We start from the raw sequence: 17,861 nt of genomic DNA, 5'->3' as shown, positions 1-17,861 counted from the left end.
AGTAGAACTATCCTCCCTACTCCTTGCATGATCCTCCAGTAATCCCATCCAGCTCAGGGCAGGAGACCTGCTGGCGCACGCACGGCCTGACGCAGGCGGACGGCGTCCTGGCTGGGGGGCGCGCCGAATTGGCGGCGGTACTCCCGGCTGAACTGTGACGGGTTGTCGTAGCCGACGCGGTGGCCGACTCCGGTGACGTCTCCGCGGTGGGTGGCGAGCAGCAGCCGGGCCTCCTGGAGCCGGATCTGCTTCTGGAACTGGATGGGGCTCATCGCGGTTACCGCTTGGAAGTTGCGGTAGAAGGCGGAGATGCCCATGCCGGACTGTCGCGCCACGTCCTCGACCCGGAAGGGCTGCGCGTAGTGCTCGCGGATCCAGCGCACGGCCCGCGAGATGTGGCTGAGGCTGCTGTCGGCCAGGCCGAGCTGGCGAACCGTCGCACCCTGCTCGCCGGTGATCAGACGCCACAGGATCTCGCGCTTGACCAGCGGGGCCAGTACGGCCCGGTCGCGGGGCTCGTCGAGCAGGCGCAACAGCCGGACCACCGCGTCCAGCAGCACGGCCGGAGCGTCACTGACGGCGATCCCCGGCGGCGCGCCCCCGCTGCTCCGGGGGGCGTCTCCGGGCCCGGCCTCAAGCAGCAGCTCGGCAACGGCGGACGGTTCCAGGACGAGACCGAACCCCAGTGCCGGCTGCTTGGGGGCGGCCTGGGTGAACTGTCCTGTGACAGGCAGATCGACGGATGCGATCAGGTACTGCCCGGGTCCGTACTCGAACACCCTCTTGCCCAGGGCGAGGCGTTTGGCGCCCTGGGCGATGACCGCCAGGAGCGTGCCGGACATCGAAGGCGCCGGCGGATCAGGGCGGTCGACTGTGGAGATGAGGACGCCGTCGATGGAGGTAGTCCAGTCGGGCCGCGCATGGCGGGCCAGCAGGGTGCGGAGTTCTTCGAGGTGCATGCGTCCATTGCAGCACTATTCCGCGCTGTGGCTCCCATGACCACGAGGATCGTGCAAGTGCGAGCGAGTATCGGTCTAACGTTTCCACAGGCCACCTCGGTTGAATGGAATCACCGCACTCCATCACAGACGAGGAAGAGAAAGAATCCATGATTGCCGACTACGGCTTCAGCGCCGCCCTGACCGCCAGGCCCGGTATGGGCGACCAGCTCGTCGACCTGCTGCTGACCGGACTGGACGAGGGCAGCCCCGGCGCGAGCGACTACTGCCTCGTCTACCTCGTCTCCCGCTCCGCGTCCGACCCCGACGTCGTCCACGTCACCGAAGGCTGGACCAGCGAGGAGGACCACCACCGCGTCTTCGCCGGCAAGACCGCACAGGCCATCGTGGCGCAGATCGACCCGCTGCTCGCCAAGGACTCCGTGTACACCGACTACGTTCCGGTCCGCGGCAAATCCGCCCTCTGACCCGCCGAACACCCCACACCTCCTCTGTCGCCTCGGTGCCCACCGAGGTGGCCCCCGTCCTCGCCCGACCGTCCCGCCACCACCCACGAGAGGCAACGATCATGACCACGGCACGACCCGATCTGGACCCCGAACTGCGTGAACTGCTGGCCGACATGCCCCTCATGTCCCAGCTCAGCCCTGAAGTGCTGGCGCAGGTACGCCCCTTCTCCTCGATGCCCGTCGAACCCCTCCTCGAAGGTCGCGCTATCGACCGGCGCGAGGTCACCGTTGCGAGTCCGGACGGCACCCCGATCCCGTTGTCCGTCTTCAGCCCCGCGAACAGCGATCGCACCGCTGCCGCACCCTGCGTCTACTGGATGCACGGCGGCGGGATGGTCATGGGCGACCGCTTCTCACAGATCGACATCCCGCTGGAGTGGCTCGACGAACTCGGCGCCGTCGTCGTCTCCGTCGACTACCGGCTCGCGCCCGAGTCCACCGGCACCATCCCGGTCGACGACTGCTACCAGGGACTGCTCTGGATCGCCGACCACGCCGCCGAACTGGGCATCGACCCCGCCCGGATCATCGTCGCAGGCGCCAGCGCGGGCGGCGGCCTCGCCGCCGGCGTCACCCTGCTGGCCCGCGACCTCGGCACCCCGACGATCGTCGCCCAAGTCCTGATCGGCCCCATGCTCGACCACCGCAATACCACCACCTCCAGCCTCCAGTACTCGAACGGGCCCGGCGTCTGGACCCGCGAGATGAACGGATTCGGATGGCGCTGCCTCCTCGGCGACCTCACCAACGACGAGGTACCCGCATACGTCTCACCCGCCCTGGCCGACGACCTCGCGGACCTGCCGACCACCTACATCGACACCGGCTCCGCCGAAGTCTTCCGCGACGAGGACACCGACTACGCCACCCGCATCTGGGCGGCCGGCGGCCAGGCCGAACTCCATGTCTGGGCAGGCGGCTTCCACGGATTCGACGCCCTGTACCCGCAAGCCCACATCTCGGCCACAGCCCGCCGGGCACGCACAGACTGGCTCGCCCGAATCCTGCCCCCGAACTCCGCTGCATAGCGCAGCCCGCGCAGTGACACAACCCACGCACGACCGCATCCCAGGAAGAACACCAGGAAGGTCGCGATCGTCACGGGCACAAGCTCCGGCACCGGACGAAGCGCAGCGATCCGGGTCGCCAACGCGGAAACCGGAGTCATCCTGACCTTGTCGGCGAAGAGGTGGGCGCGTTCGTCCGGGACCGGGAACGGCAGCCGCTGCGTTGTCATCCCCGCAGTCTCCCAGCGGCGCACCCCGGGCGGCAGCGGCTTTCCCCGGGCGTCGCACAGCGTGGCGGGACGGAGATTTCTCCCCTGCCCAAATGGGCGGAATGCCGCAGGTAGCGGAACTGGACAAGGGGCAACACGAGCGCCGACCTGGCGAGTTCGCTCACCGTCGGTGCGCGGAATCTGTCCACAGGCACCCTGCTCGTCGATGTCGTCGAACGGATCGTCGTCCCTGTCACCGCTGGCTTTGTTCACGAGTTGCGGTTCTGGCACAGCTTCCGTTGGCCACGGTGAGTGACGGCTGAGCGTCGCCGGCCAGCGCTCGAAGTCGCCCAAAAATGAGCCATGGTCAGGGCAGTTGGGCTGAAAGTGCCGGGCTGTTGGAAGAGGTCGTGCTCCGACTGAAGGAGCTGTTGTTCCCGTCGATCGCGAACGTCGCGGTGCTGTCGGTGGACGTGAGCATCGCGATGGTGCGTGTTGACGCGAAGTGCACCACGATTGGCGCCGCCTGCCCGGAATGCGGGACCTGGTCGACCCACGTTCACAGTTCCTACCTGCGGTTTTCTGCCGACGTGCCCAGCGCCGGGCAGAGGGTCGTGCTGCAGCTTCGCGTCCGGCGGTTCCGGTGCCGGACGACCTTGTGTCGGCGCCGGACCTTCGTGGAGCAGATATCCGGCCTGACCCGCAGGCATGGTCAGCGCACGGAACGACTGCGCTCGACCCTCGCGGCACTCTCCGTGTTCACGGCCGTGGTCGCCACCACGGTAAGCCGGTTGAGGCGCCGACCGCGCTCCGGACGTCGGTGACCGCGCTCACCCTGATCACTGCCGCGAGCCTCCCCCTGGGCACCGGCGGACACTCCGGCGCGCGTACTACGTCGCTGACCCGCCAGGACCTGATCCCGCACAGGCCACCAGGCCCGCCGAGGAGGTGCTCGCCCTCCAGACGGACGCCTGGCTACGTCTCGGTGGGAGAGAACTGCTGGTCAAGATGACCGGTGAAGTCCTGCACATCATGACCGCCCTCCAGGACGACAGGGCCTTCACCGACCGCGGCTATGCGGCCCGCGTCATACGCCCGCACTGCCTGGGCCTGCGCACGGCCGCACAGCGGCTCGGCGCCTACTTCCCGGTGCCCGATCCCCACGTGGCCCGGCAGCGGCCGACGCTGCCGACACAGGGCCGACGGATCGGCACAAACTGCCGGCAGGCCATCGACGAGGGCAAGCGTGACCTCTACTTCACCAGCATGAACGACGTCGTCACTCTCGAGGCCGTTCACCACCCGGACCGCCCGCCCACCCGGTCTCAGCTCGTCCGGGGGGCGCCCACGACCCAGCTGGCGCTGCGTGAGTAGGACAGCTGTCCTCAACCTGATCCAGGAGGTAGTCCGCGAGCACGGTCTGAATCCGGTAACCATCCGCGCAATGGGGGACCCGAGTACCGGCCCAGCCCAGGTAGGCCGGGTTGCCAAGGCAAGGTGCGTACATCACCGCTGCCACCGGTACACAGTGGCTGAGCCCAGTGGACGGCACAACGCCAGCATCGCTTTCGCACCTCGTCCACTCGATGATGTCGATCAGCAGGCTGTCCATCGGCCTGCCAATCAGTTCAGTGACCTTGAAACTCGTACACCCCCTTCAGCATCAGCCACAGACAGCACGCCACGACGATGGATGCGGCGCCCGATTACGTCCGCGTATGCCTCATCAGCCACTCACTCCGATCAGCCACGCTTACATGTTGCTGACTCCTTGGTGACTGAGGCCTGTACCTGACAGATGGCCGGCTGAACTTACGCCCGAGGACCGGCGGCGGAGCCGACGGCCCGCAGGGTAGCCCGTACGGAGCTTGCGAGGGTCAGACTTCCTTCCCTTGCAGTAAGAGCGCGTAGCCCCCGGAGGCGTTTGACCTGCGGAAACGTGGGATGTGATGCGACTTGGGGATCGGCATACCCGATTGGGGAGGCGGGTTTCCCGACTGGGGAGTCGGGATGATGCGACTCAGGGATCGGGTTGTCCCGACTGCAGAGTCGTGTTGCTTAGCTATGAGCTAATGAGCGACACGCTCATCGAACCGTCTTCACAGCGGCATCACTTAGCAATCCGGTAATGTTCTATGTGGTAAGTGATCCTGCACGTCCGTCGGATCAGTTGCCGTTCTGGTCACGTCTCGGAGGGGATCGCATGGGGCAGCCAGCCCGAAAGGTGCTCACGTACCTTGACCGGCTCACCGGCGAGCTGGAAGAGGTGCCCCAGGCTCCTTATGCGTTCGACGGGCCGCACATCAACGTGGGCATCCGCAGGGGACGCGAACTAGCCTCGGCGACCTCCGGCCTGACCGACCGAGAGTTCCGCGTGTTGGTCTGGTACTGGTTCGCCACCGAGCAGAGCCAAGGCGCGGTCATGATGACGGGCGCCGACATCGCGAGGGAACTCGGGATGAGCCCGGACACGCTTACCCGTACTGTGAAGGTGCTGAAGGCAGCCCGGCTGCTTGTTGAAGCAGGTGGTCTCGGCCGCACGACGTTCTACCGGTGCACGCCGTATCTGGCGTTCATCGGCAGCGGTTTCGCACACCGCGAGGCTGTGAAGGACTGGAACCCGCCGGAGACGACGGTGCGACAGCCACGAGACCACCGGCGGAAGACCAAGAAGGGCGACGAGGCATGACCAGGATCAACAGCGGCGACGACGTGCAGCGGCTGCTCAGGATGACGGGCGGCGTCCTGACGCCGAACCAACGGATCGTGGTCATGCTGTATGCGTCGTCCGAACAGAACCCTGACGGCACGGTCATGACCCGCGCGACGCAGCTGGCCGAGATCGCTGGCATGAAGCCGCCGGTCTTTTCCCGGACCAGACGTGAACTGGTCGAGGAGGGCTGGCTGGAGGAGCGAGGCAGCATCGGCACCGTGAAGGTGTACCGGCTGAGCCCGAACAAGATAGGCGATGTCGGCGGCCGGCACCTTCACGCAGTCGGCAGCTGAGCTGTTAGCTATAAGCTAAGCGACCCGACTCCCGAGTCGGGTCGTTGTGCTTCGTGGCTTTCCGCGATGGCGGCTCTGATGCAGCCCCTGCGTACATCAAGAGATCGCCGGGTCAGCGCGAGGAGGAACCGGCTGGTTCGGACGGCCATGCTCGGGAGCCAGCCAGCCTCTGGCCGCCTGCACCTGAGTGTCAACGCTCTCCGGGACTTCTGCGATCACCCTGCTACTCCTGCAAGGCGCAGCTGAGCACCGCGCGGCGCCATCATCAGAGGGACCGCGACCATCATCGTGCCGCACCAAGCTGCGCGCAGCAGCGTCCTCATCACCGGTTGGTCCGGGACGCTGCGCGGGTGATCAGGAGGGCGAGAGCCGCTATGCCTCGACCTACGCGACGATCGTGATGGTCTGTAGAGCAGTGACGTAATAGATCACCCGGACCCCGTCGAGGTCGTCCGTGTAGTCGCGCAGCAGGCTCCCCGGCACCAGGGTTCCCAGCTCTGGGTTAACGCTGATCGCGACGATCACGCACTCCAGGCGATGCGTCTCGGCCGCTGTCAGCTTCCCCAGCTGGCTCAGCGCGGGCTCCACCAGGACGACCTGGAGCGGCGCGGTGCGTGCTCAGGCGGCACGGGGGCTGCTCGCCGGCGGCGCGGTCTCCTTCTCCGTCATGCCGGTCCCGGAGATCCGAGCCGCCGAACCAGAACGCTTCACCGAGCAGCGACGGGCCCGGTTCGCCGCCCAGACAGCCAACCTGGCCGCCACCGGCTGAACACCCACCGAGGGCTCACCGGCCCTCCAGCGGCCTTCTGGCCCGCGAAGACACCAAGGCACTGCACCCCGATGCAGCGCCTTCTTCGTTCCCGCCCGCGATCAAGCCGGTAGCACTGGCAAACCGGGTTGTTCTAGAGCAGCAGAACAAACAGCGGGCGGCCCATGCAGCAACAGCCGCCGCCGAGCCGAGCAACCGATAGCCCCAGGTGAACCGGGTTGTTCTGGTCCTCCAGAACAACCCGCGGCCCGGTGCAGCGAGCAGTAGCAGCGCCCGCTGCTACCCCGAGGCCGGCCTTGCTGCACGGGCAGCTCCGTGTGCTGACCGGACCGTGCGAATGCTGCGTTGCATCCGGAGCTACCGTGCAGCACCCAAGCAGCACGAGCAGCACCAGGAGCAGCGGGGGCTGCTACACCTCAATGAAGGCCACGACCACCACAGTCTTCAACGCGGTCACCCAGTACACGAGACGGACGCGTTCGACGTCGTCGACGTAGTGGCGCAGCCGCGGCCCGCTGCTGTCGCCGGGGAGCGGTTCGCCAGCCTCGGGGTCGACGGAGATGACAACCAGGGCGCGATCCAGGGCGTGCAGCTCGGCTTCGCTGGTGATGGCGTCCAGCTGCTTGGCGGCAGAGTCAGAGAACGCGATCCGAGCGCGGCGCGGGCCGTGCGGTGCGGGCATCAGGCGACGGCCGGGCGCTGCCGGGCGAGGCGGGCGAGGTGGGCCTCGCGCAGTTCCTCCCAGGGGGTGCACTGCTCGGGGTCGGGCAGCCCGTTGGTGGCGATGTCCTCCAGGACGGCGGCGAACCGGTCGGCGTCCGCGCGGGTCTTGGCCGCGTACGCGCGGATCGCGTCCGCGGCCGCGGGCTCCAGCTGCCGGGCGGCGGTGTCGGCGGGGGCCGGCTGTTCGCTCATCAAGGGCTCCAGGGGGCAGAACTGGCGTTGCTCACCACGGTATCGCCGGGCCATGGGGCCGGGGACCGCTCCGGCTGAATTGGGCATCGGTTGCGCTCCGTATCCACACCCGGCGCGGTGTCACGCTGTTTGGTGTGAGGCTGATCCGGGGGTCGGCCCCGCGATTCCGGGCCCGACTGGCAGCGTGACACCGCAGCGTGACAGCCGGAACGAGGCCGCGTGACATACGGGCGTGGCAGCGTGACAGTCACCCTTGGTGATCAGCGGGCGGGGTGGCGCGGGCAAGGAGCGCGGCGAGGGCTCCGGCGGCTTCGGGCTCGGTGGTGGCGAGCCGGGCCGCGAACGCCAGCTCGTCGACGTCGGCGCCGGGGACCAGGCGGGCGAGTCCGGCGAGCAGCGCGGCGTGCGCGAGGACCGGCGGCGGGAGAAGGCCGGCGGCGGTCTCGCGGGCGACGGGGTCGCGGTAGTGCCCGCGGTGCGCGGCCAGGGCGTGGGCGAGCCAGGCGTCGACGTCGGTCTGGACGTACCCGTCGGCTCGCCGGGTGAGCTCGTCGCGGACGGCTTCGTCGCCGTCGCGCGGTTCGGTCTGCTCCAGGGTGCCGAGCTTGCGCAACGCCTGGAGTTCATCGGCGCGGGCCGCGATCCGGGCGGCTTCGCGTAGCTCGGCTTCCCGGGCAGCGGCGGCCGCGGCGTCGGCGGCGAGCTCGGCCTGGACGACGTCGTCGACGTCCGGGTCGTAGACGGTGCCCGGTGCCGCAGCGGCGAGTAGCTGGGCAAGGCGCTCCCACTCCGCGAGCTCCGCCCGGCCGCCGGCGTCGTCGGCCAAGTCCTCGTGCCGGGAGTCCTGCCGGGCCAAGAAGCGGGCGTCCTCGAGGGCCGCCACGATGGTGTCGACGTCCATGCCCGGCGGGGGCGTTGGGGGACCAGCGGTGGGCCCTTCGCGGGCGCGGGGTTCGCGGAGAATAGGTACATGCATGAGCAGTCAGAAGTCTTCACTGGTCGCCCCATGGACCACCCCGCATGGTGCTCTCCCGCGCACTGCACCGCGCCAGCCCGCTACGCCGTCGATGAGTGGGCGTACGAGGAGTTCGTGGGATCGGATGCGTACCGCGGCAGTGGATACGAGCACGCCTCCGAGCCGTGGGAGATCCCTCCCTATGCCGGCTTCCATCCGCTCCTCGAGCAGCTCGTTCACGAGACCACACTGACTGCGCAGCTCACCCAGTTCGCAGCGACGCCCTGGCTCAACGATGCCTACGTCAGCGTGTATGCAGGCGAGGAGCGGCTCTTGTTCATCAGCGAAGTCTGGGTACAGAGAATTTTGGGAGGGGTCACGTCACGGCTGCAGGGCCTTGAAGGGAACAGCGCCATCAACAACAAGAGCGTCTAGCTCGGCGTGCTCCGGTCCGCCTGTCCTGGTGACAACACGCCTGCCTTGGTGACAGCTATCGTGCATCGGCTCACGGATACGTTTCTAGCAGGTCCCGAATTCGACCGGGTCAGAACCGGAACTCTATTTGTGATACGTGCGTGAAATCCGCGCGCAGGCCAGCGGCACGGGTGCCCCATTCCGTGAAATACGACTCGGTGATGGCCTCAGCGACGATCGGATGCAGGTCTTCCTCCGTCGCACCGGCCTCCTGGAGTTCGAGGATCTGCTTCGCGTAGTGGGGCGAGATCGCCGTGGTGATGGTGCGCTCGCGGCCGTCGTCCGAGCTGCCCGTGCAGGTGAATCCGAAGTACGCGGTGACATCCACCATCATGCCGCTGGAGGTGGCCGCCTGGTGCCGTGCCTGTGCTCTGACCTGCGGCTGCCACTCGGATTCCGTCTCCTCCACCAGGGCGGCCCGGAGGCGCTTCTGCGGGGTCGTCAGCGTCCCGGCGCGGTAGCGCTCCACCGTGCGGCGCGAGACACCCAAGCGCTCCGCCAGGGCCTGCGTCGACCCCTTCGCCCGCGTGAGAAGGAATTGCACCTGAGCCTTCGCGGATTTCGGCGCGGGCCGGGTGAACACCTTCCGCTCCGCCCGTGCGAGGGCCTCCAGGACCTTGCCGCGGCGCGGGGCCGGCTGCGAGTCGTTGATCGTCATGGCCGCAGCCTCGGCCGTCTCCCCTGTGGACAGAGTCCGCGGTCATTCATGGCGGGTGCTGCTGGCGGCGGTATGTACGGTGGAGGCATGTCGACGTCTCCTCCGCCCCCTGACCAGGCCCCGGTGCCCGTGCGGGTCCTCCTGCCTGGCGGCCAGGAGGTCACTGGCCGTCTCCAGGAGCGCCAGCAAGTTCCGGAAGCCTGGCTGTACAAGGTGGCCGTCCCGGCCTGGCAGAACAGGCCTGAAGGCCGGGTGGAGCCCGTGCCTGGCGTTTCCTACGACGACGTTCCCACGACCCGGCTGCCCGCATCGCCGGCGGAGCGCGAGATCCTCGGGCCGCGCCAGCCGTCGGGCTGGGTGCTGCAGTAGCTGGAGCGCGGTCGCAGCATCATCCATGTCGTCGACTGCGAGGAAGCGCCCGCCGGGGCGCCGGTGCTGGCCCTGGGCAAGGCGCTGGACGCCGCGGAGCGCCCCGGCACCCAGTTGTGCTCTCTGTGCAGTGCGGCGGCCGAACTCGACTGCGTGCTCGCGGGGTTCGACCACGGCTTCTGCGGTGAGGACTAGCTGTATTGCCCTGGGAGGTTGGGGACGCGGCTTGCGGGTGGCTGGCCCTTCAGCGCGGTGTGTCCGCGGTGGTGATTGTAGGTGTGCAGCCAGCCTGGGAAGGCTTCACGTCGTTCCTGTTCGGAGCGGTAGGGGCGGGCGTAGGCCCACTCGTCGAGCAGGGTGCGGTTGAAGCGTTCGACCTTGCCGTTCGTCTGGGGCCGGTAGGGACGGGTCCGCTTGTGGGCGATCTGGGCCGCTGCCAGCAGCTCGCGCCAGTCGCGTGAGCGGTAGCAGGCGCCGTTGTCGGTCAGCACCCGCTCGACGGTGACTCCGGCCTGGGCGAAGAACGCCTGGGCCCGGGTCCAGAAGCCGGTGGCGGTCTCTTTCTTCTCGTCCGTGTGGATCTCGCTGTAGGCGAGGCGGGAGTGGTCGTCGACGGCGGTGTGCAGGTAGCTGTAGCCGGCGTTGGCGCGGGTCTTTCGGCCCGCTTGCCGGCCGAGGACCTTGTGACCGCCGCCGTCGGGGATATTGCCGAGCTTCTTGATGTCGACGTGGACCAGCTCGCCCGGCTTGGCGCGTTCGTAGCGGCGTATTACCCGGCCGGTGGCCCGGTCCAGATGCGTGAGGCGGGCCAGGCCGAAGCGGGTCAGTACCCGGTGCACGGTCGAGGGCACCAGGTGCAGCAGGTGTGCGATGCGGGCCGGTCCCCAGCGGCGCAGGACGCGGACCTTGATAATCCGGCGTTCGGTGCGGGTCGGGGTCCGGTGCGGGCTGGTGCGCGGGCGGCTGCAGCGGTCGCTCATGCCCGCCTCGCCGGACTGCCGGTAGCGCTCAGCCCACCGCTGGGCCGTGGTGGGTGAAACCTGGAAGCGTTCCGCGGCCCGGCGCAGGGGCCAACGGTCCTCGACCACGCAGAGGGCCAGACGCAGACGGCCGGTCTCAGTCAGGGGTGCATTACGGTGGACCACGAGGGCCTTTCTGGTTGGTGTAGACGTCGCAATCCACACCGAACCGGAAGGCCCTCACCTGTTCAAGATTCCTCAGACGAGACCTGGCTCACCCGTCCCCAACCTCCCCGGACAGAACAACTAGCGCTCCGATGGTCCCTCGGGCCCAGGGTCGCGGGCGGGGATCTCGTTGCGGCAGTCCTTGCATTCAACGGTCTGGGGCAGTGTCGTGAAACGGATCCCGGATATTCCGTAGGTGCCCTCGATGCGGTAGCTCCCGCAGATTGGGCAAGGCGTTGCCTGGAAGTGCTTGTCGCATCGCAGACATCGGCCCTGCTGCACCTCGCTGTGTCCTGGCTCGATCAGGGTGTCGGCGCTTCCGCACCTGGTGCAGTGCACCTCAACGTCTTGCACGGGTCTCCTTCCGTCATCGCTGCGGCGCATCACATGCCGGGAGTGGGTCGGCTTTCGGTTTCGGCGCCGCGGGATGCAATCAGCCGGTTCGTCAGTTCGACCGTGCCCAGGTACCACCAGAAGATCCAGTCGAGGAATGCTTCGTCGTAGTCGCTCTGCTGGTCGGCCCGGCGGTGACGCAGGTCAAAGCGGTTAGCGATCTCGAACAGGGCGCCTTCGTCCTTTTTAAGGTGCTCCTTGATCAGGGCCCGGCGTTCCTCCAGAATCCGGGCAAGGTTAAAGATCGCCGACCTCTTGCTGTCGGCTGATGCGTCGCGGCCCCGGAAGAGGGCGATGGCATGGCGAACGCCGGAGCAGATGTCGGGCGGGCTGTCATCGAGGGCGCGGTGCACTAGATGACCGCGGGCGTCGTCGGTGACGGCGACCAGGCGCCCGAGGTCCTCGCCCTCCGCGGCCACCTCATAGTCGATGCTTGCCTCGCGCAGCAGTCTGTTGACCTTCCACCGGTAGAGGATGCGTGCGGGACCATTGTGGAACTCCGAGTGGTGCCAGCCGCAGTTGCTGTAGGAGTGGAACCATCGCTTGCGGGGGCGGCTGACCAGGTCGTGGAACACCTCGATGAGGCCGTAGAAGGTGTCTTCATCCCACGTCTCTGGGGCCAGGGGTCACAGGTCGGGTATGCCCAGACGGCGCTCAATGACTTCCGGGGCGTCGGGAAGGTCGTCGTGGTCATCGACGCAGTACTCGCCGAACACCTCGACGAGGTAGCCGTCCCTGGCGAAGTCACCGATGAGCCGGGCGAAGTCCTGCCGGGCATCACGCGTCGTACGGTCGTCAGAGGACAGGCCGCTGCCGCGTCGCTGCGGCCAGTATGGCCTGGGCGCAGCCGCGTGCCGGAGTTCGGAGGCCCGGTTGACGAGTTCAGTAAACCAGTCGACTCGCGCGCCGGCGTGGCTGCTACCCCAGACCCCGGTGGATGCAAAGGGATCGTCGTTGTGGTCGGGCCTTTCCTCGAAGTCCGCTACAGCCGTAGTACCGGCGAAGGCCTCCGTCAGCAGCCACGTCGCCTGCTCTTCCCAGGCGCGGCCCGTGACGCGGAGGATGCGCTCGCCCTCGGTCACGAACAGCCCGGTGGGCCAGAGCAGTTCGTAGTTATTCAAGTCCAGACTCACAGCGACATCATCACCCACCAGCGACCCGCTTGGGGCCCGGCCGTCGGACACCGCGTCGTGTGATGAGCGTACGGGTTCGACTTGCGGCGCCGATGGCGGGTTAGCGGCGGGTGACGGTATAGCCGGTGCCTTGACGGCGCGGGTCCACACGTCGCAGTCGGCTTCCCAGTCGTGTCCGGCCGGGCCGCGGCTGCCGTCGCAGCCGGTGCAGCCGTCCTGTTGACGGCCAAGCTAATGATGACCGCGTACGGATCCATGCCAGTCTGAGCCAGGGAGTCCGGCACCCCGACGAGGACCAGGGCGAGCTCCGGGGTGTCGATCGGCGGCATTGGGGCCTGCCCGACGCCCTTCTCGTTGCTGCTCTCCTCATACGACGCCACGCTCTGCGCGAGCCGGTCGGCCGCGGCTGAGGCGTCGAAGTACCGTCAGGCGAAGCGTACCTGGATCTGGGCGGTGTTGGACCGGCGCGTGTGCATGCCAATTCTCGAGCCGGTACAGGAGCCCAGAACCGACGCAGTAATTCGGCGTGGGGATAGGGTCGTTGATGGATTATGGAGGGATGAACAACACTTTGTTCGCCGCGGCGGCGGCGGACCTGACGATCGAGCGCATCCGCGCCCTCGCCGCGCGTCCGGACCAGGTGGAGAGCCTGACGCTGGAGTTCAAGCGCGAGTACTCCAAGAGCCTGGTGACGACCATCGCGGCGATGGCCAACACCTATGGCGGCATGATCCTGGTGGGCATCAGCGACAAGGTGGAGCCGGGTACCGAGCGCGTCGTCGGTGTCGACGCCCAGGACACGATCGACAAGATCGCCAGCGGGTGCCGCGAGAAGTTCGACCCGCCCTGGGAGCCGACCTTCATCCCCGTTCCGTTCGATGACGGGACCGGGCGCAGTGTGGTGGTAGTCCGGGTCGACGCCAACGCCGCGCCCCGACCCCTGCTGATAGACCTGAAGGCGCCGATACGACTGAGCGGCCAGAATTCCACCGCTGACCGCGATCGGCTTCTCAAGCTCGCCCGTGAGGAGCCGTTCGCTGGGGTGCTGCCCATGGGGCAGAACGTTATGTCCCCGCACCTGGAGCGGGACACCGAGGGCAACTTCACTGCGGACTTCATCCTCCGTACTGGCATCAACCTCCCGATGGGAGAGGCTGGCGCCTGGCGCCCGCTGTCGGAGAGGTCCGTCGCCGCTCTCGCCCAGGCGTTGAACAACTCGGCCTTCCCTGCCGCGCTGGTGACCCTTGGGCATTCGTCGTACGTCTCGTCCACGGGCTTCCGTCAGCACGGGTACAACAGGTCGCGCACGGCCCGGCTGGTGTACCGAGCCCTCAGCAGGTCCGCAGTGCCGCACCCTGTGGAGGCCGTCGTGACGGTCGCCTTGCCCGAGGTCTACGGCTCTTCCACGGCGGCGATGGCGACGGTCACTATCGACGTTATCGCTCGGGTTCGGCGGTACGCAGGCACCGTCAACGAGGAGTACCGGTACCCGGTACCGAATCTGTTGGACCTGCTTGAAGGAATCCTGAAGACCGCCGTCGACCCCAAGGTCGTCGCGGAGATCGCCCGCATCATCGACATCGACCCCGCTCTGGCAGCGCAGCCGCGCGAGCTCCATCTCGTCGCGGATCGGCAGGTCAAGGATCTCCTCCGCACCGACGGCTTGGAGGAGATCCCGGACGCCGGGGCGTCGGCCGGCGGCGTTTTCCGCGCCAACCCAGCCCTGGACCTGCGCGACACTGCCGACCGCCAGGAGCAGGTGGACGACTGGCTCCGCCAGCTCGGCCTGGACGCCGGCCTGACCGGCATGGAGAACCTGGTCGAGCAGTACCGGACCGCGGCCCGGTCGAGGACGTAGCGCGGAGGATGCGAAACGCCTGGCCCCTCGGCAGCTCGACCACACCGGGGCTCGCGGGCTGTTCGGGGCGCGGTCGCTACAGCTCGAACTCGAGGTACTCGATGTCCGTGAAGCGGACATCTTCCAGGGAGCCGGCGCGGCGGCCGCCGTCCTGAAAGTAGACCTCCTTGAGTGCTTCGGCAGCGATCTGCTGGAGCTGCTGTTCGGTGGCGCCGGCCTCCTGGGCGTCGAAGAGACGGGCGGCGTACTGCGGAGGCAGCGCCACGGTCAGGTGCCGGAGCCGGGACTCGTCGGTGGAGCCGATCGGCGCGGTGTAGCCGAGCCGGGCGCGGGTGTCGATGACGATGCCGCCGGTTGTTGCCGCCTGCTGCCGGGCGCGGGCGGGGATCTGCGGCTGCCACCGCTTTTTCACCTCACGCTCCAGGCGCGCGGCGAGGTCCGGGCGGGGCTTTTCGATCTGGTCCTTCACGTAGCGTTCGACGGTGCGCTGGGAGATGCGCAGCATCTGGGCGACCGGCTTGGTGCCCTTGAGCTGCTGACCAGGTAGCGCATCTGAGCGACCGCGCTCTTGGGTGCCGGGCGAGTGAATGCCTTTTGCACTGCGGCGTCGAGGCCGTCCCCGAACAGGCTCACGGCGGCCTACTCCCCGCTGCTCTGGTGGTCGGTGATGTGGGTGATCTCGATGTCGGCCCATCCGTCGGCGGTGTTGTGCCAGCTTCCGGCGCTGCGGCCTGGCGTTCGGCGAGGAGTTCCAGGCGGGCCAGGAAGCGGTTCCAGCGGCCGTCCAGGGCGTCGCCTTCGTCCTCGGTCAGGTTGGCCAGCGACCGCTCGGCGGCCTTGGAGACGGTGGAGGCGAGTTTCTGGAAGGAGGTGGCGCGGGCGGTTCCGGTGGTGACGCCGGATGCCGTGGTGAACGACCAGCGGGCCGCCCAGGAGCGTGTGTCGGCCTGCATGGTTGCGTCCCTGCCTCGCATCTCGTCTCCTACTCTCCGTTGTCGATGTCGGTGACGGTGCCGTCCTTGATGTAGCGGGCGAGGTTGAGTTCCGGGGCGTTGAACCGCTCGCGGACCTCTTCCCCCCACAGAACCGTCTGGGTGCCTTCGTGCTTGACCAGGCCGGGGTTGATGCCGAGTTTGAAGCCGCCGGGCAGCGGCTTGCCGTCCCGGTAGGGCAGGAAGTCCAGCGGGGTGGTGCCGTTGGCCGCGTAGACGACGCAGTCGGACAGGATCGCGATGGGGTACTGCCCGGTGAATGCGGCGTGCTTGACGATCTTGCGGTGGAGGTTGATCCGGGTGCGGGAGATGACGGCCGCGCGGATGTCCGGGCGCCACGTCGGACGGGTCAGCGCCCGCCACGGCTGCCCGGGCCGCCAGCCTTCACCCCGGGGCCGCTCGCGGAGCTTGCCGATACCGCCCTTTACGGTCGCTTTGATCGCTGAGACGACGATCGCGAGGTCCGGGTCGCGGTCCTTGTAGCCGTCCATCGCCGCGAGGAAGTCGGCCGGCTCCATGTCCGCGTGCACACCGAGGTCGGCCATCGTGGCGAGGTAGGCGTCGCGGAGCCGGTTGTACCAGCCGTCCAGGTAGCGGCCGTTCTCCCGCCGCACCCACGCCTCCAGCGGGCGCAGCTCGTAGCCGAGCTCCACCGCGTACGCCACGGTGGGCGTCGCGTACCAGGCCGGCCCCTCGGGGCGCTCGCCCTTCGGCGTGAACGGGGAGGGCAGCAGCGAGCCGTCCAGCTCCACCCACTCCTTGCCGACCTTCACCTTCGACAGGTCCACGTGGCTCAGGTCCACCAGCCAGCTGCCGGGCAGCTTCGGGTCGAACACCGGGTTCGTGACCTGCGTCGGGGCTCCGAGGCCGACGTTCAGGCCGTTCGCTCCGGCGGCGAAAGCCATGTTGACGTCGATGCCGACCAAGTGGCGCAGGGTGAACTCCGCGTCGGTCATCGGCCGCGCCCAGTCGTACGCCTCCTCGAACAGCTTCTCCGCAGGTCCCCGCACGTGGAACCGAGGCAGGTGGATGCCCGTCAGGGACCTCGCACGGCGCAGGGTCGACCGGGTCCTTGCCCAGGGAGCCGGGGTTGTGCTCGGAGTGCCGCTTACCCGTCGCTCCGGCTCGGAGGCCCGCGTCGGCGGGTGCAGCGCGGTCATCAGCTCCAGGCCGGTCACGGCGGTCGATCCGCGCGGCGTCATCACCCTCGAGGCGTACACGCCCAGGAGCCGGGCGAGTTCGGCCGGTGCCAGCTGCCCGGCCGCGCCCCAGTGCCGGGTGTCCAGCGCGTTCCACGACGGAATGCACAGCTGCACGCAGGCCCGCTCCGAGCCCTGCGCGGGCCGGTAGATCCTCGCCCACGGGCCGAAGCCGCGCTTGGTCAGCTGCCACTGCGCGCGGGTCAGCTGCTTAATGACCTTGTGGCCCTCCGGGATGCGCCCGGCGAGCCGCTCCTCCTCCGTGAGCGTGGCCGGAAGGCCGTAGCGCTCCAGCGCGGCCTCGGTGAGCACGAGCAGCGGGTCGGCGTCCTTGCCGGGGCCGGAGAGCTTCGGCGCCCCGAGCTTCGCCTCCTTGAGCGTCCAGTCCACCAGGGACGGAAGGGACTTGGCGGGCACGTCCAGGACCAGGCCGCCGGTGCAGTACGCCAGCATCTGCCCGTCTGCATCGACGTCGACGACCGCCAGCGGCCCGTTCTCGAACCGCGGGTCGGTGCCGCCCGCCGGAGTGTCGGCCGGGGCCGCCTTCTTCGCACCCGGACGGCGCGACGTCGACGACGTCCTGGTGGTGCGCGCCGGGCGGGTCACGGCGGCCGGAGCAGCGGCGACAGGGGCAGGGGCCTGGGTGTTCTCGGTTGCGTCCATGGCTGCAGCCTCGGAGGCCGGGCCTGTGGACGGAGTCCGCGCTGTCGTCGGGGCGGGCTGGCCGGTGAACGTGGAGGGCACCGGGTCCGTCCTGACCGACGACGTCCGCACCGCCGGCGTGAAGGTGCGCCCGGACACGCGCGAACTCGATATCGCGGGCCTCGCCTCGCTGACACCCGCGATCGAGCTGGCCGACACCTTCCACCAGGCCGTCCTCAATGACCACACCGCACTGCACGCCACCCTCACCCGGCTACGAGAACAGACTTCCGACGAAGATCACGTCTACTTCGTCGACATCGCCCACTTCATGGCCGACCTGCCCCTCGAGCAGGCTTCCGGAGCCCGGTGGCTCGACGGCGAACAGCACACCCGCAGCCGCTGGCGCGGCCTGGTCATCGCCCGACAGGCGCACCTGCACGCCAGGCGCTGACGAACGGGGGGCCATTTCCCGGCGGGAAATGGCCCCCCGATCGTCCGAGGCGGCGCGGTTCGGGTGGGGTTCAGCGGAGTGATGCCGGTACCCGCGTACAGTTCGGGTTCCAGCGACAGGACCGTGCGTGGCTCTCCCGCCTTCACCGCGTGCCAGGCGATCGCAGCAGCGTGGGC

The 17,861-nt window shown here is 68.4% G+C and carries 21 protein-coding genes and 2 pseudogenes; 12 read left to right on the top strand and 11 right to left on the bottom strand.

Annotated features, from left to right (window positions below; genetic code table 11):
- Window positions 1-53: 53 nt before the first annotated feature.
- Complete coding sequence (locus OO52_RS17505; protein ID WP_030643957.1) at window positions 54-959, bottom strand: AraC family transcriptional regulator; 906 nt, start codon at window positions 957-959, stop codon at window positions 54-56.
- 149 nt (window positions 960-1,108) lie between these two features.
- On the opposite strand from OO52_RS17505, the gene OO52_RS17500 reads away from it, so the two are divergent.
- From OO52_RS17500 to OO52_RS17475, 6 genes are all read left to right on the top strand, one after another.
- The gene (locus tag OO52_RS17500) at window positions 1,109-1,426 is read left to right on the top strand and encodes a putative quinol monooxygenase (RefSeq protein WP_030643955.1); all 318 of its coding nucleotides are present in this window, start codon (window positions 1,109-1,111) and stop codon (window positions 1,424-1,426) included.
- 101 nt (window positions 1,427-1,527) lie between these two features.
- Window positions 1,528-2,496, top strand: a complete 969-nt coding sequence (locus OO52_RS17495; protein ID WP_030643953.1) for an alpha/beta hydrolase — start codon at window positions 1,528-1,530, stop codon at window positions 2,494-2,496.
- 544 nt (window positions 2,497-3,040) lie between these two features.
- Window positions 3,041-3,508 (top strand): transposase family protein, encoded by a 468-nt coding sequence (locus tag OO52_RS17490; protein ID WP_234339847.1) that lies wholly within the window; start codon window positions 3,041-3,043, stop codon window positions 3,506-3,508.
- 124 nt (window positions 3,509-3,632) lie between these two features.
- Window positions 3,633-4,058, top strand: coding sequence for a hypothetical protein (locus tag OO52_RS17485; protein WP_030643950.1), 426 nt, complete (start codon window positions 3,633-3,635; stop codon window positions 4,056-4,058).
- An 829-nt stretch (window positions 4,059-4,887) separates the two neighbouring features.
- Complete coding sequence (locus OO52_RS17480; protein WP_030643948.1) at window positions 4,888-5,373, top strand: MarR family transcriptional regulator; 486 nt, start codon at window positions 4,888-4,890, stop codon at window positions 5,371-5,373.
- A complete protein-coding gene (locus OO52_RS17475) occupies window positions 5,370-5,690 on the top strand; it encodes a helix-turn-helix domain-containing protein (protein WP_014677414.1) in 321 nt (106 codons plus the stop codon). Before OO52_RS17480 ends, OO52_RS17475 begins: the two co-directional genes overlap by 4 nt.
- 384 nt (window positions 5,691-6,074) lie before the next feature.
- Here the strand turns inward: OO52_RS17475 and OO52_RS17470 are convergent, their stop codons facing one another.
- On the bottom strand, window positions 6,075-6,278 hold the full coding sequence (locus tag OO52_RS17470; protein WP_234339846.1) for a hypothetical protein: 204 nt from the start codon (window positions 6,276-6,278) through the stop codon (window positions 6,075-6,077).
- A gap of 22 nt (window positions 6,279-6,300) precedes the next feature.
- Between OO52_RS17470 and OO52_RS50825 the strand changes: the two genes are divergently transcribed.
- Window positions 6,301-6,459, top strand: coding sequence for a hypothetical protein (locus OO52_RS50825; protein WP_158712510.1), 159 nt, complete (start codon window positions 6,301-6,303; stop codon window positions 6,457-6,459).
- Window positions 6,460-6,868: 409 nt separating this feature from the next.
- Here OO52_RS50825 and OO52_RS17465 read toward each other — a convergent pair whose 3' ends face one another.
- The 3 genes from OO52_RS17465 to OO52_RS52735 form a co-directional block, all read right to left on the bottom strand.
- Window positions 6,869-7,141: a hypothetical protein gene (locus OO52_RS17465; RefSeq protein ID WP_030643942.1), complete on the bottom strand. Its 273-nt coding sequence runs from the start codon at window positions 7,139-7,141 to the stop codon at window positions 6,869-6,871.
- The gene (locus OO52_RS17460; protein ID WP_030643940.1) at window positions 7,141-7,374 is read right to left on the bottom strand and encodes a hypothetical protein; all 234 of its coding nucleotides are present in this window, start codon (window positions 7,372-7,374) and stop codon (window positions 7,141-7,143) included. Before OO52_RS17460 ends, OO52_RS17465 begins: the two co-directional genes overlap by 1 nt.
- Before the next feature lie 247 nt (window positions 7,375-7,621).
- Window positions 7,622-8,275 carry a hypothetical protein gene (locus tag OO52_RS52735; RefSeq protein ID WP_037628980.1) on the bottom strand — a complete coding sequence of 218 codons (654 nt, stop codon included), beginning with the start codon at window positions 8,273-8,275 and terminating at the stop codon, window positions 7,622-7,624.
- A gap of 69 nt (window positions 8,276-8,344) precedes the next feature.
- Between OO52_RS52735 and OO52_RS17450 the strand changes: the two genes are divergently transcribed.
- Window positions 8,345-8,764, top strand: a complete 420-nt coding sequence (locus tag OO52_RS17450; protein ID WP_030643936.1) for a hypothetical protein — start codon at window positions 8,345-8,347, stop codon at window positions 8,762-8,764.
- A 109-nt stretch (window positions 8,765-8,873) separates the two neighbouring features.
- Here OO52_RS17450 and tpg (OO52_RS17445) read toward each other — a convergent pair whose 3' ends face one another.
- Window positions 8,874-9,461: a telomere-protecting terminal protein Tpg gene (gene tpg, locus OO52_RS17445; RefSeq protein WP_030643934.1), complete on the bottom strand. Its 588-nt coding sequence runs from the start codon at window positions 9,459-9,461 to the stop codon at window positions 8,874-8,876.
- 87 nt (window positions 9,462-9,548) lie between these two features.
- On the opposite strand from tpg (OO52_RS17445), the gene OO52_RS54225 reads away from it, so the two are divergent.
- Both OO52_RS54225 and OO52_RS54220 read left to right on the top strand, forming a co-directional pair.
- Window positions 9,549-9,830 (top strand): hypothetical protein, encoded by a 282-nt coding sequence (locus OO52_RS54225; RefSeq protein WP_324608313.1) that lies wholly within the window; start codon window positions 9,549-9,551, stop codon window positions 9,828-9,830.
- The gene (locus OO52_RS54220; protein ID WP_420711447.1) at window positions 9,831-10,025 is read left to right on the top strand and encodes a DUF6233 domain-containing protein; all 195 of its coding nucleotides are present in this window, start codon (window positions 9,831-9,833) and stop codon (window positions 10,023-10,025) included.
- Here the strand turns inward: OO52_RS54220 and OO52_RS17435 are convergent.
- The gene (locus OO52_RS17435; RefSeq protein WP_030643932.1) at window positions 10,022-10,975 is read right to left on the bottom strand and encodes an IS481 family transposase; all 954 of its coding nucleotides are present in this window, start codon (window positions 10,973-10,975) and stop codon (window positions 10,022-10,024) included. The genes OO52_RS54220 and OO52_RS17435 overlap by 4 nt on opposite strands.
- Window positions 10,976-11,397: 422 nt before the next feature.
- Window positions 11,398-12,540, bottom strand: a pseudogene (locus tag OO52_RS54215) (hypothetical protein).
- Between the two features lie 571 nt (window positions 12,541-13,111).
- On the opposite strand from OO52_RS54215, the gene OO52_RS47345 reads away from it, so the two are divergent.
- Window positions 13,112-14,398 carry an AlbA family DNA-binding domain-containing protein gene (locus OO52_RS47345; RefSeq protein WP_158712509.1) on the top strand — a complete coding sequence of 429 codons (1,287 nt, stop codon included), beginning with the start codon at window positions 13,112-13,114 and terminating at the stop codon, window positions 14,396-14,398.
- A 76-nt stretch (window positions 14,399-14,474) separates the two neighbouring features.
- Here the strand turns inward: OO52_RS47345 and tpg (OO52_RS17420) are convergent.
- The 3 genes and pseudogenes from tpg (OO52_RS17420) to tap all read right to left on the bottom strand — a co-directional run bounded on the left by tpg (OO52_RS17420) (window position 14,475) and on the right by tap (window position 17,333).
- Window positions 14,475-15,031, bottom strand: a pseudogene (gene tpg, locus OO52_RS17420) (telomere-protecting terminal protein Tpg).
- Window positions 15,028-15,351 (bottom strand): hypothetical protein, encoded by a 324-nt coding sequence (locus OO52_RS17415; protein ID WP_234339843.1) that lies wholly within the window; start codon window positions 15,349-15,351, stop codon window positions 15,028-15,030. Before OO52_RS17415 ends, tpg (OO52_RS17420) begins: the two are co-directional and overlap by 4 nt.
- 29 nt (window positions 15,352-15,380) lie before the next feature.
- The gene (tap, locus tag OO52_RS17410; protein WP_420711445.1) at window positions 15,381-17,333 is read right to left on the bottom strand and encodes a telomere-associated protein Tap; all 1,953 of its coding nucleotides are present in this window, start codon (window positions 17,331-17,333) and stop codon (window positions 15,381-15,383) included.
- On the opposite strand from tap, the gene OO52_RS51510 reads away from it, so the two are divergent.
- Window positions 17,251-17,685, top strand: a complete 435-nt coding sequence (locus OO52_RS51510) for a hypothetical protein (RefSeq protein WP_167347909.1) — start codon at window positions 17,251-17,253, stop codon at window positions 17,683-17,685. The two genes, tap and OO52_RS51510, sit on opposite strands and share 83 nt — an antisense overlap.
- The last annotated feature ends 176 nt before the right edge of the window (window positions 17,686-17,861 follow it).

It is taken from the genome of Streptomyces flaveolus (assembly GCF_000716535.1).
Classification (GTDB): Bacteria; Actinomycetota; Actinomycetes; order Streptomycetales; family Streptomycetaceae; genus Streptomyces; species Streptomyces flaveolus_A.
Note: the sequence above shows the minus strand (reverse complement) of the source record. Positions and strands in the feature narration are given on the sequence as shown.

Bases quoted from the DNA above. Each gene is read 5' to 3' on its own strand.
- OO52_RS17505 (WP_030643957.1), bottom strand. From the start codon at position 959: ATGCACCTCGAAGAACTCCGCACCCTGCTGGCCCGCCATGCGCGGCCC.
- OO52_RS17500 (WP_030643955.1), top strand. From the start codon at position 1,109: ATGATTGCCGACTACGGCTTCAGCGCCGCCCTGACCGCCAGGCCCGGT.
- OO52_RS17495 (WP_030643953.1), top strand. From the start codon at position 1,528: ATGACCACGGCACGACCCGATCTGGACCCCGAACTGCGTGAACTGCTG.
- OO52_RS17490 (WP_234339847.1), top strand. From the start codon at position 3,041: ATGAGCCATGGTCAGGGCAGTTGGGCTGAAAGTGCCGGGCTGTTGGAA.
- OO52_RS17480 (WP_030643948.1), top strand. From the start codon at position 4,888: ATGGGGCAGCCAGCCCGAAAGGTGCTCACGTACCTTGACCGGCTCACC.
- OO52_RS17475 (WP_014677414.1), top strand. From the start codon at position 5,370: ATGACCAGGATCAACAGCGGCGACGACGTGCAGCGGCTGCTCAGGATG.
- OO52_RS17465 (WP_030643942.1), bottom strand. From the start codon at position 7,141: ATGCCCGCACCGCACGGCCCGCGCCGCGCTCGGATCGCGTTCTCTGAC.
- OO52_RS17460 (WP_030643940.1), bottom strand. From the start codon at position 7,374: ATGAGCGAACAGCCGGCCCCCGCCGACACCGCCGCCCGGCAGCTGGAG.
- OO52_RS52735 (WP_037628980.1), bottom strand. From the start codon at position 8,275: ATGGACGTCGACACCATCGTGGCGGCCCTCGAGGACGCCCGCTTCTTG.
- OO52_RS17450 (WP_030643936.1), top strand. From the start codon at position 8,345: ATGCATGAGCAGTCAGAAGTCTTCACTGGTCGCCCCATGGACCACCCC.
- tpg (WP_030643934.1), bottom strand. From the start codon at position 9,461: ATGACGATCAACGACTCGCAGCCGGCCCCGCGCCGCGGCAAGGTCCTG.
- OO52_RS54225 (WP_324608313.1), top strand. From the start codon at position 9,549: ATGTCGACGTCTCCTCCGCCCCCTGACCAGGCCCCGGTGCCCGTGCGG.
- OO52_RS17415 (WP_234339843.1), bottom strand. From the start codon at position 15,351: ATGCAGGCCGACACACGCTCCTGGGCGGCCCGCTGGTCGTTCACCACG.
- OO52_RS51510 (WP_167347909.1), top strand. From the start codon at position 17,251: ATGGCTGCAGCCTCGGAGGCCGGGCCTGTGGACGGAGTCCGCGCTGTC.